We start from the raw sequence: 13,738 nt of genomic DNA, 5'->3' as shown, positions 1-13,738 counted from the left end.
GGCCTGCTCCCCTGGTTTGGAGAAAGCAATGTCACTCTGATGGTCATGGACCTGGCCTGGTTGCCCCTCTGTACGTGGTTCCTCGCCAGACCCATCATAGTGACGCGCCAGTGGCGCAATCTCTTTTTTGTTCCCCTGCTTCTCGTGTTGACCCTGCTCAATACCGCTTGCTGGCGGTGGCATGCCGAATGGCCATTGGTGGAACATATCCTGCTTGCAACCGTGCTCCTCTTCACAACCCTGATTGCCGTCATGGGAGGACGTGTCATTCCCTTCTTTACCGCCAGAGGCACTGGGGCAGAAAAAGCACCCCCACTGCCGTGGCTGGAGCGCATTGCCCTCGCGTCTCTGTGGCTCATCCTGCTGCTCTGGTTGGTGCTCCCGACACAGTGGGTCATCGGAATCCAGATGTTCCCTCTATATATAGTGGCGGCAGGGGCTCACCTCTACAGGCAGCTGCGCTGGCAACCCGGAACCACGTTGGCCCACCCTCTGCTGTGGTCGCTTCACCTGGCCTACCTCTTTATCCCACTGGGGCTGACCGCCCTGGCGGCACACACGGCTGGCTGGCCGATTGCCTTGTCACTGGCCAGCCATCTGTTCAGCGCGGGCAGCATGGGGGCCATGATCCTCGGGATGATAGCCCGTGTATCCCTCGGACACAGTGGCAGAGCCCTGCAGATAGGACGCAGGATCACGGCGGCATTTGCACTGGTGATCCTGTCCGCGCTGTTGCGGGTCTTGCTCCCTCTCTTTTGGCCAAATCTCACCCTCACGGGATGGAACCTCAGCGGATGGAGCTGGGTTGCCGCCTACGGTCTGTTCATCTGGGTTTATACCCCCATACTGACCAGTCCCAGGGCGGATGGCCGCCCCGGCTAATCATCGCGTGGCCATGGACGGATAGTGGATCAGATTGTGGAAGATGGCGGGAGCGACCCCAAGATTGCGATAGCCATGGGTACGGTCCGCTGCAAACCGGACGGCCTCACCCTGATCGAGGGAACGCCACGCTCCGTCCACCAGTACCTCCATCACACCGCTGATGACGATGACATGTTCGGTCACTCCGGGTTCATGGGGTTCTGACTCCCGCTGGTATCCAGGTAGCAGGGTCAGTTCGAACAACTCGAAATCAAAGCGGGCCTCATAGGGGAAAAGCGGGGCAACCTGCATCCCCTCTCCCGCCGGCTGCTGTCGAATATCATCGGCAATACGGTATACCGTCTCTCCCTGTGCCGCTGGTGTCGGCTCAATGAAACTGGAGAAAGAGACCCGAAAACCGGTGGCAATCTTCCACAATGTTGCCACCGTCGGACTGGATTCACCTCGCTCGATCTGTCCCAGCATGGCCTTGCTCACCCCCGTTTCACGGGCGGCCATATCCAGGCTCCATCCTCTTTCAGTGCGCAGCCCTTTCAATCGCTGGGCCAGATAGCGACTCATCTCCTGCATCTGTTCTCCGATTTCTTCGAGCCATATTGTGCGCCATAACGCACAGCGTTATAGTCCAAACCACATTGTACGCAATAGCGCACAAGCTATCAGCATCCACAAGGAAGTTTCCCATGCCCCTAGCCCTCCCCCACATGGTCGCGGGACTCATCGCCGTATTGGTGGGTTACACGAGTTCTGTCGTCTTGATCATCCAGGCCGCCACGGCCGCCGGTGCCGATGCAGCCCAGGTCTCTTCCTGGCTATGGACACTGGGTATCGGCATGGGGGTCAGCTGCATCGGCCTCTCCCTTTATTACCGGGTGCCTGTCTTGACGGCCTGGTCCACCCCGGGTGCCGCCCTGCTCATCACCAGCCTGGGGAACTTCAGTCTGGCTGAAGCCATCGGCGCCTTCATCATCTCTTCACTGCTGATCACCCTCTGCGGTATCAGCGGCTGGTTCGACAGGCTGATGCGTCATATTCCCGCCCCACTGGCGGCCGCCATGCTGGCTGGAGTCTTGCTCAGGTTCGGGCTGGATCTCTTCAAGGTGGCACCGCAAGATCCTTTGCTGCTTGGCACCTTGCTACTGGCTTTCTTGCTGGGTCGCCACCTCTGGCCCCGCTACACCATGGTGCTGGTCCTGGCTGCCGGCATGCTGCTCTGCACCCTGAGGGGCGAGCTGCAACTCAACGAGGTTCACTGGCAACTTTCCACCCCGGTCTGGATCTCGCCAGCCTTTTCCATCGACGCCCTGCTCGGCATCGCACTCCCGCTCTTTCTCGTTACCATGACCTCGCAAAACATGCCGGGCATTGCCATCCTGCGCGCCCACGGCTATCAACCGGCCACTTCTTCCCTGATTGGCTGGACCGGATTCATCGGCGTGCTGCTGGCACCGTTTGGCGGCTATGCCTTCAATCTGGCCGCCATCACTGCCGCTATCTGCATGGGCAAGGAAGTGGATCATGATGCCACTCGACGCTGGCCTGCTGCCGTGTGGGCTGGTTGTTTTTACCTGCTCACAGGCTGTTTCGGTGCCACCGTGGTTGCCCTGTTCAGCGCATTCCCTGCGGTGCTGGTCACCTGCGTGGCCGGGCTGGCGCTGCTCGGCACCATAGGCAGCAGCTTGCACAGCGCCTTGCAGCAGGACGAGGAGCGGGAAGCCGCGCTACTGACTTTCCTCGTGACTGCCTCGGGGATCACCCTGCTCGGGGTCGGGTCTGCCTGCTGGGGATTGCTGATCGGAGTGACATTGCATCAAGTCAACCGGCTCCGCGCCTGACCTGACCATCTGGGGAGACTCCAGTGAGACGCAGCACATAATCCTGAGAAGAGCGTTCACATATGAACCTTATTCCTTTCTAGTGACAAAACGGCGCAGATCCTTCCCGACAAGCGCCGTTGTCAGACTCAATACTGGAGAACGAAGATGAGGAATCAGGCTGTCATTTTGTTACTGGCACTGCTGGGCGCCACCACGACCCAGGCTGCCGACACCGATCGGGAGCTGGCACGCCAGCTCGCGCTGCAGCAGAAGAACCTGCTGCCGCTCCTGAACAATCAGGAATACCAGAGTCCACTGCCCAACCTGCTGCAAAAGGCCAGCCCGCGCCTGAAGCGCCAGGCTCGGGATGCCAACCAGGCGGCCATCAGTCGGCAAGGGCTGGATGGCGAGGTCAGGGAACTGATGCAACTGCGGCTGGCCAATCCGGATCAGGCGGATGCACTGCAACAAGGGGTTGAGCCACTGGTTGCCTACATACCAAGTGGTGACGAAAAGAGCTGGAGCGCCATCGAGGCGTTCGACAGCGCCGGCAGCCCGATCTATCTCGATGTGAACCAGCCGCCGGCGCGGCCGGTACTGGTGGTGGAGGCCGATCCGGTCAAAGCCAAGAATGCCGGCCTGAAGGTGATGCGAAAGGCGCTGGCTGCCGCCGACATGCAGGTGACGCCCCGTGCCACCAGCAACGCCACGCCCCTCAAGACCAGCATTCTCAAGAAGATCAGGCTCAACGATGATCAGGAGCCTTGGCTGCTGGGCGCCGCCGAGGTCTATGCCGTCGTGGCCGGGGTCAATCCTGGCAGGGACGAGCCCGTGGTAGATATCGTCGACATGCCCTATCTCGACTACGACAACACCGACTACACCCCCAACCAGATCCTGGTCTATTGGGATCGCTACCGCTGGGGAGCCGTCGACGTGGTCATGATGGAGCAGGATGACAACGTCAATTACAAGGAGCTGAGTGCCCTCCTGATTGACGCACTCAAACTCGGCTTCACTGCGGGCGGCGTACCCGAGGCCCTGCCCTTCCTCGACCTCGGCGGTCGTATCGTCAAGGCACTTCCGGACTCCTGGATGACCAACAACGACGACTACCTCGACACCTTCTATACCCTGGAGCAGGACCAGAGCTATCACCAGTATCCCGGTGCCGCCGGCAATGCAGTCATCGATCTCGAGCCCAGGGAGATCCAGCCAACCCGGCCCTGACTGTCGCTCAAAACAAAAAGCCAATGAGAAGACTCATTGGCTTTTCTGTATCAGAGCCGCGGATCAGGCCTGACCTTTCGGCCTCACACCCAGTGTGTGACAGATGGCGTAGGTCAGCTCTGAGCGGTTCAGGGTATAGAAGTGGAAATCCTTCACCCCTTCCTGACTCAGCACACGCACCTGGTCGATGGCAATGCTGGCTCCCACCATGTTGCGCGTCATCTGATCGTTTTCCAGCCCTTCGAAACGCTGGTGCATCCAGCGCGGGATCTTCACGTTGGTGAAACCGGCAAACTTGGCCAGGGTCTGGTAGTTGGAGACCGGCAGTATCCCCGGCACGATCTCCGCATCGATACCGATGGCGGCGCAGCGATCCCGAAAACGCAGATAGGTCTCCACATCGAAGAAGAACTGGGTAATGGCCCGGTTGGCACCGGCATCTATCTTGCGCTTGAGGTTGAGCAGGTCGGATTGCGCACTGCGAGCCTCGGGGTGGCCTTCCGGATAGGCGGCGACCGAGATATCGAAATCGGCTTCGGATTTGAGCAGGGCGACCAGGTCGGTGGCATACATGTCAGGCTTGTCGAGGCCGGGAGGCAAGTCTCCGCGCAGGGCCACGATGTGGCGAATGCCGCTATTCCAGTAGTCACGGGCAATGGTGCGCAACTCGTCACGGCTGGCATCGATACAGGTCAGGTGCGGGGCGGCGATGAGGCCGGTACGCTCCTTGATGTCCTTGATCACCTTGTGAGTGCGGTCCCGGGTGCCCGAATTGGCGCCATAGGTCACAGAGACGAATTTGGGCTCCAGCACCTGCAGGCGCTCGATGGACTGCCAGAGGGTGTTCTCCATCCCTTCGCTGTTGGGCGGGAAAAACTCGAAACTGACCGATATGTCGCCACCCAGATCCGCCAAACTCTGGTTGAGTGCCTCAACCTGACGCGCGCTGTGAAATCCCATCTGCTCTCTCCCTGTCCTGCAACCCATTCCTTCACGCCAAAACGGATGTTTGGACGTCTAAACGTCTTTCTATCTTTATGAGAAAACGGATCAAAGTCAATACCGATTTGTCAGCGACAAGGGGGATTGCCGATTTTTTTATTTTGCAATTCAACCTAAGTAATGAGCGACCCCATCCCAAAATGCTGTCAGGCACGCTATGATGCGGGCGGATCGTCCTGGACGTTCTGAATCTGCGTGTGATTGTTTGGCCGGGTTTCCCGGCCTTTTTTTAACTTCTTTCCCCGCCTGCCGATAAGCAATTCAAGCGTTTGCAGGAGCCCCATCATGGAAGATCACCCCGGTTTTGCCACCGATCTGCTGTTCGATCGCTATCAGGGCGAGGTGACGGATCATGATGCGTTCTGGACCGTGCGCACCCCGGGCTCTCCAGACTACTACTTCGGCAACTACCTGTTGCTGCCCACCCCCCCAAGCGATCGTGACAAGGGCTGGCTCGAGGCCAGTTTCGACAGGCTGATTGGCTGGGATCCCCGTATCCGCCACCGCACCTTCCAGTGGCCCCTCGCCGCAGGCCAGAACAGCCGGGTCGCCGGGTTCGTGGCGGCGGGGTACCAATACATGGAGTGCGTGGTACTGGCGCTGGGTGCAATGGAGTGGCAAGCCCCCACCGGCAGCGACCTGACCCCGGCTCGCCCGTTCACCGCGGCGGACTGGGATCAGTGGCTCGCCTTCGAGCTGGCAGAGCGGGATCCAGCCCATTCGGAGGAGCGCTATCTTCCCTATCTCTTGTCACGCCGCCAGCTCTATCAGGCCATGATCGATGACGGGCTCGGACAGTGGTGGGGGTTATGGCACCAGGATCAACTGGTTGCCAGCTGCGGACTCTTCTTCACCGGCACCCTGGGACGCTTTCAACTGGTGCGCACGCACGCAGAGTGGCGAAACCGGGGGCTCTGTCGTCTGTTGCTGAGCCAGGTCGCACGCCAGGGACTGGCACGGGCCAGTTCGCTCATCATAGTGGCAGACGAGCACTATCACGCCCAGCGGGTCTATCGCACTCTGGGTTTCGTGCCGGTGGCCCGTATTGGCAGCCTGTGCCGCTTGCCACGGGAATGACAGGTCATCACGCAGATGAAGAACGGGAGGCCAAGGCCTCCCGTTCTTCATGGTGAACCATCAGGGCTGTGCCCCCTCCAGTTCGCTGGCGAGCGCCTCCTCCACTTCGGCAGGAGGCGCTGGAGCGACGGCTCCGGACACCGGTACTGACGGAGGCTGGGTCGCGCTTGCTCCGGAAGGCGCTTGTCCATCCGGCACCACAGGTGCAGCAGGTTCGGTCCCGATGGCACCCGACACAGGGACGGCAGGCACGCTCGCCTCACACTGACACTCCTGTCCCTTGCCCTGGTTGCCCTGATGGGGGGCATACCACCCTTTCAACCCCTGTTCCAGGCGATCGGCCGCCGCCTTGGGTGCCACGGTTCCCAGCAATACCTGCTGGCTCACCTCGGCCAGTTCATCCCCGAGCTTGGGAGTGCCGCGGGAGAGGATCTGGGTGGCAACCCGGATGGTGGAATCGCACTGATCCCGCCACTCCATCATCTCTCTGGCCGCCGGATTGGTGGCTTCAAAGAAGTGGTTGGAGAGCGAGAAGAAGCCGGGCAGCGAGTTGGTATAGAGCTCGGCAAACTGGGGAGTGGTCAGCCACTGCAGGAAGGTCATGGCGGCCTCCTTGTTCTTGCTGGCCGGATTCATCCCCATACCGATATCGGTGTGATCGGTGAAGAAACAGCCATCCCCCTGCTTTGCCACGGGCGGGCGCATGACACCGAAGTCCACCTTGCCGGTGAAGGGGGCAATCTCCCAGGATCCCGCCGCATAGAAGGCAGCCTTGCCCGAGGTGAACAGCTCGTTGGTGGTGGCGTAGTCGCGGCTCTCGCCCCCCTCCCCCAGGTAGTCACGCCAGCGGGCCAGCTCCTCGAACACCTTGACGTATTGCGGGTTGTTGAAGCGCTCCTGGCCCCCGATCAACGCCAATCGACCATCCTCCCCCTTCCAGTAGTTGGGGCCTATGTTCTGGAAACCGAGCTCGGAGGCAACCCAGCTCTCCGAGCCGCTCACGGCGAGGGGAACATAGCGACCATCCGCCTTCACCTTGTCCAGGGCCGCGAAGAATGCCTCGCGGGTCTGGGGAACCGTCAGCCCCAGCTCATTGAAAATCTTCTTGTTGTAGAAGAAGCCGTGAATCACCGATGCCATGGGTACGCAGAAAGTCTGGGCGCCACTGTCGGTCTGCCAGGGGGATTGGGCAAAGCTCGGGAAGTTCTCCATCCCCGCCATCTCGCTCAGCTCCACCAGATGGCCCGCCTTGAACAGGGCCAGGGAGTCGTCAAACGGGCGGCAGGTGATGAGATCCCCCGCCTTGCCCGCCTTGAGGCTGGCCCAGAGGGTCGGCATGTACTCGACGTTCTGCACCCCGTTGAATTTCACCTGAATACCCGGGTGGGCGGCCTCGAATGCAGGAATGATCTTCTGTTCCCACAAGGCCTTGTCATCTATGCGCCAGCTCTCTATCACCAGCTCGCTGGCCATCAGCTGGCCACACAACAGGAGACTCAGGGCCCCGATCCACTTGTTAGCCATAAGTCCTCCTACACCTTGAAATGGGCGATCAATTGCTGCTGCTTGGCAACCAGATCCGCCAGCACCTCACTGCTGCTGGCCGATTCCCGCGCCTCCCGCTCGGTCTCGTAAGCCACATCCGCAATGCCGGCGACATGACGGGCAACCCCCTGACTCACGGAGATCTGTTCCTGGGCGGCATGAGCCACCTGATCCGCCATCGCCTTGATGGCACTCATCCGCTCGGCAATGGATTGCAACGCCTCGTCCATCACCCGGGTCTGGGCCACGCAATCCTGGGTCTGCTCCTGGCTGCGTGCCATCACGGCCACCACGTGCTTGCTGGAACTTTGCAGGTTCTCGATCATGGCCTGGATCTCCTCGGTCGAGGTCTGGGTCCGGTTCGCCAGTGCCCGCACCTCGTCCGCCACCACCGCGAAGCCGCGACCGGCGTCCCCCGCGCGGGCCGCCTCGATGGCCGCGTTCAGCGCCAGCAGGTTGGTCTGCTCGGCGATGCTGCGGATCACGTCGAGGATACTGCCGATGTTGTCGCTGAATTCCCCCAGCTTGTGGGTGATGCCGACCGCCTCTTCCATGGCACCCGCCAGTTGTTCGGTGATCTGGCGCGTAGTCGCCACCTGTTTGCGTCCGGCGCGGGCCTCTTCGTCCGCCAAGTCCACCTCGCGCTTGGTGCCATCGGTGGAACGCGCCACCTCGGTGGCACTCACCTCCAGCTCGGTGATGGCGGCAGCCACCTGATCGGTCTGGCTCTTCTGATCCTGCACCCGTGACATGGCCCGCTCGCTGATCTCGGCGGCGCGGCTCGCCTCGTCCACCAGATGGCGCGAGCCGGCATTGATCTGGGCGAGCAGCTCGCCAGTCTTGTCTGCCAGGGTATTGATGGAGCGGGTCAGGCTGCCAAATTCGCAGCGGCTCTGGTAGTCGATGCGCCGGGTCATGTCACCCGTAGCCATGCGATCCAGCTCCCGATCGATGAGTTGCAGCGGACGCTGGATACTGCGGGCCGTGGTGTAACCGATGAGGAGCGCGGCGGCCGCGGAGATGGCAGACACGATCAGGATCCAGGCGCTGGCGCTGCTGACGGCGTCATCCGCCCCGACCCGGCTCGCGCTGGCAATGCTGCCCGCCGATTTGGCCATCTCGTCCAGCAGCGCCAGGCTGTTGACCAGACTGGTGTCGAGCTGCTGGTTCAGGGACTGCAGCGAGGCCGCCAGTTGCTGGCCATTGCGCATGGTCGCCAGCAACCCTTTCGGGCCGAGGGCCAGCTCCTGCATCCGATCGAGGTTGACGATGAAACGCTGCCTCACGTCATCGGGCACCTGCACCCGTTCGAGCCGTTTGCGTGCCATCTCGATATCCTTGCCGAGCACCTTCTCCAATTCATTGAGATCGGTCTTGGCATCGGCCCGGCGGATGTTTTTCAGATCCCGGGCAATGCCGGAGGTGATGAGTTCGGCCTTGTTGCGCATGGAGCGTTTGCTCGCGGTCTGCTGCAGCAACAGATCGGCGGCCCACTGGTAGGTATCTTCCAGCCGGATGAACGCCAGCTCCAGTTCATGGCGCCGATCGAGTGCGGCCACCCACTGACCGTGCTGGGTCAGCACCTGATCCGCCAACCCGTAGAACTCGCGGGTCGCCCCGTCGACCTGGCGAAACCGCTCGCTCGCCTCGGCCACCCCGTCAAACCGGGCCATCTCCTTGCTCTGGGCCAGGAAACGCTCCTGCTGCGCCTTGAACTGGCTGGCCAGTTGCGGCAACTGGGCCGCCTCCTCGCTGGTTCTGTAGGTGAGCACCCAGCGGTTGCTGTCCTGCAGTGCGCCCTTGAGCCCGGCGACCGCGATCACCAGGGGGGTGGCACGATCAGAAACCTGGGAGAGCCCCTCGTTGATCCCCCGGATCTTCAGAATACTGATGAAGCCGAGCAGAACCAGCAACAACAGCATCAGCACGAAGCCGGCGATGATCCGCTGCACAATAGATAAACCCATGGAGGCATCCTCACTCGTTGGGGAAAGGGGTGAATGCCGAGGTTATCGGCAACGGGATGCAATGGAATAGCGGTTCGTGACGCGATGGCGGGCCAGATCACAGTTGGCGTGACATGGCAGGCAGAAAAGGGCCCGAACAGAGCCGGGCCAAAGAGACATGCTTGTTGTCATGGCCGTGCACCGGCCACGTTTGTCATCAGAAGCGGTAACCGACGCCGAACATGAAGGCCACCGGATCGATGGAGGTGTTGATGGTGCCCACGGCGGTATGCACATCGGTATCGATGTCGATGAGCCAGGCAGAGGCGTTGACGAACCAGCGGTCATTGATCGCCATGTCCAGGCCCACCTGACCCGCCATCCCCCAGGAGGAGTCCACGCTCACATCCGTCCCGGCCAGGGCACCGCGCCCTTCCTCGTCGAAGAAGGTGGTGTAGTTGATACCGGCACCCACATAGGGGCGCACCTTGCTGTTGGCATCACCGAAGTAGTACTGCGCCATCAGGGTCGGCGGGAGGTGTTTGACCTTGGCGACCTCACCCAGGCCGGCAGTCGACACCGAGTGGGAGAAGGGGGTCGCGGCCAGCAGCTCGACACCCCAGTTGTCCGTCAACATGTAGGAGAGGGTCAGGCCAAGCTGCATGTTGCTGTCGATCTCCAGCTCGCCCGTCCCCAGCACGTTGTCACTGCTGGTCTGGGGAGAGACGAACGCCAGGCCACCACGGACCAGGATGTCACCGGCCTGATGTGCCATGGCGACGGGGGAAGCAAAAGCGGCTGCGATTAACAGAGGAAGGATCTTTTTCATCACATTATTCCTTTTTTGTTTTCTTTCTATGTTGCAAGCCCGAAAACTATAAAAGGATGTGAATGGCCGGTTATTGATTTAGCTCAATAGTTATCAAGAAATAGATAGATGTACACGGCAGCTTTGATTGGACAATCAAACCGCAGATGAAAATAAAAAGTCATTCAAATACATGATGATGCCTTAAATTACCGCATCAGCATGAAACGTAAAATACCAATTAAATACACCTTAAACACCTTCATATCACCTTTCAATTGTTGTTTAATTATGCCCCGGGGCGTATTTTATTAATGCGATGTAACCACGCTGTAATTTGAATTTTATGAAACCACAGACACGCAAAGACAAAATTCTCGGCATTCTTGCCGCCATCTGGGGGATAGGTTCCTTCCTCTTCATTCTGCTGGGTTTCCTGTTCGCCCTCGCCTTCCTGATGCTGACACACTGAGTCTGCCGGACGAGTCCCTCTTTTCTCCCTCTCATCCCTGGCCGGGCGCCAGACCGGCGCACCTCGCCCACCGGCCAACAAAAAAGGGGCCTTGGCCCCTTTTTCTCGAGTGACGCTTATTTCTCCAGTAGAGGAGCGAGGAAGCGCGCCGTGTGGGACTCCTTGCAACGGCTCATCTCCTCAGGCGTACCCGTCACCAGGATGCGGCCACCACCAGCGCCCCTTCCGGGCCCAGATCAACGATCCAGTCCGCGGTTTTGATGACGTCCAGGTTGTGCTCGATGATGACGATGGTGTTGCCCCGATCCCGCAGTTGGTGCAGTACCTTGAGCAACTGCTGGATGTCGTGGAAGTGCAGGCCGGTGGTCGGCTCGTCCAGAATATAGAGGGTCTGACCGGTATCCCGCTTGGAGAGCTCGCGCGCCAGCTTGACCCGCTGCGCCTCGCCGCCCGACAGGGTGGTGGCCGACTGACCGAGGCGGATATAGGAGAGGCCCACATCCATCAAGGTCTGCAGCTTGCGCGCCACCGCCGGCACCGGATCGAAGAACTCGCGGGCATCTTCCACCGTCATCTCGAGGATTTCGTGGATGTTTTTGCCCTTGTATTTCACCTCCAGCGTCTCGCGGTTGTAGCGCTTGCCCTTGCAGACGTCGCACGGCACGTAGACGTCCGGCAGGAAGTGCATCTCCACCTTGATGACGCCATCCCCCTGGCACGCCTCGCAGCGCCCTCCCTTCACGTTGAAGGAGAAGCGGCCCGGCTGATAACCGCGCGAGCGAGCCTCCTGGGTGCCGGAGAGCAGTTCACGGATCGGGGTAAACAGGCCGGTGTAGGTGGCCGGGTTGGAGCGCGGGGTTCGACCGATGGGGCTCTGGTCGATGTCCACCACCTTGTCCAGATGCTCCAACCCCTCCACGCTGCGATAAGGCGCTGGCGTGGATTCGGTCGCCTTGTTGAGCTCGCGGTGAGCAATGCGGAACAGAGTGTCGTTGATCAGGGTCGACTTGCCGGAGCCGGAGACGCCGGTGACACAGGTCATCACTCCGATGGGCAGATCCAGGTTGACGTTGCGCAGGTTGTTGCCGCTCGCCCCTTTCAATTTCAGCCACTTGCCAGTGAGCGGGGTGCGCTCGGCCGGGATGGCGATCTGCTTGCGCCCGGAGAGGTAGTCACCGGTCAGGGACTCGGGGTTCGCGATGATCTCTTCCGGCGTCCCCTGGGCGACGATGGCACCGCCGTGCACGCCAGCCCCCGGACCGATGTCGAGCACATGGTCGGCGAGGCGAATGGCATCCTCATCGTGCTCCACCACGATCACGGTGTTGCCGAGATCACGCAGGTGAGTCAGGGTCTTGAGCAGCCGCTCGTTGTCCCGCTGATGCAGGCCGATGGAAGGCTCGTCCAGCACGTACATGACCCCCACCAGGCCAGCCCCGATCTGGCTGGCCAGCCGGATCCGCTGCGCCTCGCCACCGGAGAGGGTCTCGGCGCTGCGCGACAGGCTCAGATAGTTGAGGCCGACGTTCACCAGGAAGCCGAGCCGCTCGACGATCTCCTTGAGGATCTTGTCCGCTATCTGGGCACGCTGACCGGACAGGTTCAACCCTTCGAAGAAGGCCAGGGCATCGCCGATGGACTGCTCGGCGATGGCGGGCAGGTTGCGATTGTCCACGAAGACGTGGCGGGCTTCTTCCCGCAGTCGGCTGCCACCGCAACTGGTACAGGACTTGTTGGCGATGTATTTGGCCAGCTCTTCCCGCACCGCGTTGGATTCGGTCTCCCGGTAGCGGCGCTCCATGTTGTGCAGGATCCCCTCGAACGGGTGCTTGCGCACCACCACGTCGCCGCGGTCATTCATGTAGCGGAACTCGATCTCGGTGCGCCCGGAACCACGCAGGATCACCTCCTGGGTCTTGAGCGGCAGATCCTCCCAGGGGGTCTCCAGGTCGAACTTGTAGTGATCGGCCAGGGATTTGAGCATCTGGAAGTAGTAGAAGCTGCGCTTGTCCCAACCACGGATGGCGCCGCCGGCCAGGCTCTGGCCCGGATCATGGATGAGCTTGGCGGGATCGAAATACTGCTGCACCCCGAGACCGTCACAGGTGGGGCAGGCCCCCGCCGGGTTGTTGAAGGAGAAGATCCGGGGCTCCAGCTCCGACATGGAGTAACCGCACTCGGGGCAGGCGAAGTTGGCGGAGAAGGTCATGGGGGCAACCCCATCCTCCCCGTCCATCGGCACCACCAGCACGATGCCGCCGGAGAGAGTCAGCGCCGTTTCGAACGATTCGGCCAGGCGCAGGGCCAGGTCATCGCGCACCTTGAATCTGTCCACCACCACCTCGATGGTGTGCTTCTTGTGCAGCTCCAGCGCGGGAGGATCCGACAGATCGCACACTTCGCCGTCGATGCGGGCGCGGATGTAACCCTGGGCCGCCAGGTTCTCCAGCAGCTTGGTGTGCTCCCCCTTGCGGTTGCGCACCACGGGGGCCAGCAGCATCAGCTTGGCGCCTTCGGGCTGGGCAAGCACCTGATCCACCATCTGGCTGATGGTCTGGGCCGCGAGCGGAATGGCGTGGGTCGGGCAGCGTGGCTCACCGACCCGGGCGAACAGCAGCCGCAGGTAGTCGTAAATCTCGGTGATGGTGCCAACCGTCGAGCGCGGGTTGTGGGAGGTGGACTTCTGCTCGATGGAGATGGCTGGCGACAGCCCCTCGATGTGGTCCACGTCCGGCTTCTCCATCAGGGAGAGGAACTGGCGGGCATAGGCGGAGAGCGATTCCACATAGCGGCGCTGCCCCTCGGCATAGAGGGTATCGAACGCCAGGGAGGATTTGCCCGAACCGGACAGGCCGGTGACCACGATCAGCTTGTCACGTGGCAGGATCAGGTTGATGTTCTTGAGGTTGTGGGTGCGGGCACCCCGGATCACGATTTTTTCCATCTTGTTGCGCGC

Annotated in this window: 10 protein-coding genes and 1 pseudogene (1 of these 11 only partly in view); 5 read left to right on the top strand and 6 right to left on the bottom strand. The window is 61.1% G+C overall.

The window, feature by feature from the left end:
- Positions 1-882, top strand: the 3' portion of a protein-coding gene (locus tag C2U47_RS12340; RefSeq protein WP_103261669.1) for an NnrS family protein. It extends 315 nt beyond the left edge of the window; the window shows 882 of its 1,197 coding nt (coding positions 316-1,197); its start codon lies off the left edge, out of view; the stop codon is at positions 880-882.
- Here C2U47_RS12340 and C2U47_RS12335 read toward each other — a convergent pair whose 3' ends face one another.
- Positions 883-1,455, bottom strand: coding sequence for a helix-turn-helix domain-containing protein (locus C2U47_RS12335; RefSeq protein WP_103261668.1), 573 nt, complete (start codon positions 1,453-1,455; stop codon positions 883-885).
- A 113-nt stretch (positions 1,456-1,568) separates the two neighbouring features.
- Between C2U47_RS12335 and C2U47_RS12330 the strand changes: the two genes are divergently transcribed.
- Together C2U47_RS12330 and C2U47_RS12325 are read left to right on the top strand one after the other, a co-directional pair.
- Positions 1,569-2,720: a benzoate/H(+) symporter BenE family transporter gene (locus tag C2U47_RS12330; RefSeq protein WP_233735814.1), complete on the top strand. Its 1,152-nt coding sequence runs from the start codon at positions 1,569-1,571 to the stop codon at positions 2,718-2,720.
- 147 nt (positions 2,721-2,867) lie between these two features.
- On the top strand, positions 2,868-3,932 hold the full coding sequence (locus tag C2U47_RS12325) for a DUF3103 family protein (RefSeq protein ID WP_103261667.1): 1,065 nt from the start codon (positions 2,868-2,870) through the stop codon (positions 3,930-3,932).
- A gap of 63 nt (positions 3,933-3,995) precedes the next feature.
- Here C2U47_RS12325 and metF read toward each other — a convergent pair whose 3' ends face one another.
- Entirely contained in the window at positions 3,996-4,892 is an 897-nt protein-coding gene (gene metF / locus C2U47_RS12320; protein ID WP_010674220.1) for a methylenetetrahydrofolate reductase, read from the bottom strand.
- Positions 4,893-5,219: 327 nt separating this feature from the next.
- Between metF and C2U47_RS12315 the strand changes: the two genes are divergently transcribed.
- The gene (locus C2U47_RS12315) at positions 5,220-6,011 is read left to right on the top strand and encodes a GNAT family N-acetyltransferase (RefSeq protein ID WP_103261666.1); all 792 of its coding nucleotides are present in this window, start codon (positions 5,220-5,222) and stop codon (positions 6,009-6,011) included.
- 60 nt (positions 6,012-6,071) lie between these two features.
- On the opposite strand, the gene C2U47_RS12310 is transcribed toward C2U47_RS12315, so the two are convergent.
- The 3 genes from C2U47_RS12310 to C2U47_RS12300 all read right to left on the bottom strand — a co-directional run bounded on the left by C2U47_RS12310 (position 6,072) and on the right by C2U47_RS12300 (position 10,331).
- Positions 6,072-7,535, bottom strand: a complete 1,464-nt coding sequence (locus C2U47_RS12310) for an extracellular solute-binding protein (protein WP_043156068.1) — start codon at positions 7,533-7,535, stop codon at positions 6,072-6,074.
- A gap of 8 nt (positions 7,536-7,543) precedes the next feature.
- Positions 7,544-9,523 carry a methyl-accepting chemotaxis protein gene (locus C2U47_RS12305; RefSeq protein ID WP_039040116.1) on the bottom strand — a complete coding sequence of 660 codons (1,980 nt, stop codon included), beginning with the start codon at positions 9,521-9,523 and terminating at the stop codon, positions 7,544-7,546.
- A 196-nt stretch (positions 9,524-9,719) separates the two neighbouring features.
- Positions 9,720-10,331, bottom strand: coding sequence for an OmpW family outer membrane protein (locus tag C2U47_RS12300; protein WP_010674216.1), 612 nt, complete (start codon positions 10,329-10,331; stop codon positions 9,720-9,722).
- A gap of 325 nt (positions 10,332-10,656) precedes the next feature.
- On the opposite strand from C2U47_RS12300, the gene C2U47_RS23540 reads away from it, so the two are divergent.
- Positions 10,657-10,782, top strand: coding sequence for a hypothetical protein (locus C2U47_RS23540; protein WP_010674215.1), 126 nt, complete (start codon positions 10,657-10,659; stop codon positions 10,780-10,782).
- A gap of 116 nt (positions 10,783-10,898) precedes the next feature.
- Here C2U47_RS23540 and uvrA read toward each other — a convergent pair.
- Positions 10,899-13,726: pseudogene (gene uvrA, locus C2U47_RS12295) on the bottom strand (excinuclease ABC subunit UvrA).
- Positions 13,727-13,738: the final 12 nt, after the last annotated feature.

Origin of the sequence: Aeromonas sp. ASNIH7, assembly GCF_002903485.1 — a bacterium.
Lineage (GTDB): Bacteria > Pseudomonadota > Gammaproteobacteria > Enterobacterales > Aeromonadaceae > Aeromonas > Aeromonas caviae.
This window is presented reverse-complemented; position numbering and strand designations above follow the sequence as displayed.

Coding starts and splice junctions, on each gene's coding strand:
- C2U47_RS12335 (WP_103261668.1), bottom strand. CDS start 1,455: ATGCAGGAGATGAGTCGCTATCTGGCCCAGCGATTGAAAGGGCTGCGC.
- C2U47_RS12330 (WP_233735814.1), top strand. CDS start 1,569: ATGCCCCTAGCCCTCCCCCACATGGTCGCGGGACTCATCGCCGTATTG.
- C2U47_RS12325 (WP_103261667.1), top strand. CDS start 2,868: ATGAGGAATCAGGCTGTCATTTTGTTACTGGCACTGCTGGGCGCCACC.
- metF (WP_010674220.1), bottom strand. CDS start 4,892: ATGGGATTTCACAGCGCGCGTCAGGTTGAGGCACTCAACCAGAGTTTG.
- C2U47_RS12315 (WP_103261666.1), top strand. CDS start 5,220: ATGGAAGATCACCCCGGTTTTGCCACCGATCTGCTGTTCGATCGCTAT.
- C2U47_RS12310 (WP_043156068.1), bottom strand. CDS start 7,535: ATGGCTAACAAGTGGATCGGGGCCCTGAGTCTCCTGTTGTGTGGCCAG.
- C2U47_RS12305 (WP_039040116.1), bottom strand. CDS start 9,523: ATGGGTTTATCTATTGTGCAGCGGATCATCGCCGGCTTCGTGCTGATG.
- C2U47_RS12300 (WP_010674216.1), bottom strand. CDS start 10,331: ATGAAAAAGATCCTTCCTCTGTTAATCGCAGCCGCTTTTGCTTCCCCC.
- C2U47_RS23540 (WP_010674215.1), top strand. CDS start 10,657: ATGAAACCACAGACACGCAAAGACAAAATTCTCGGCATTCTTGCCGCC.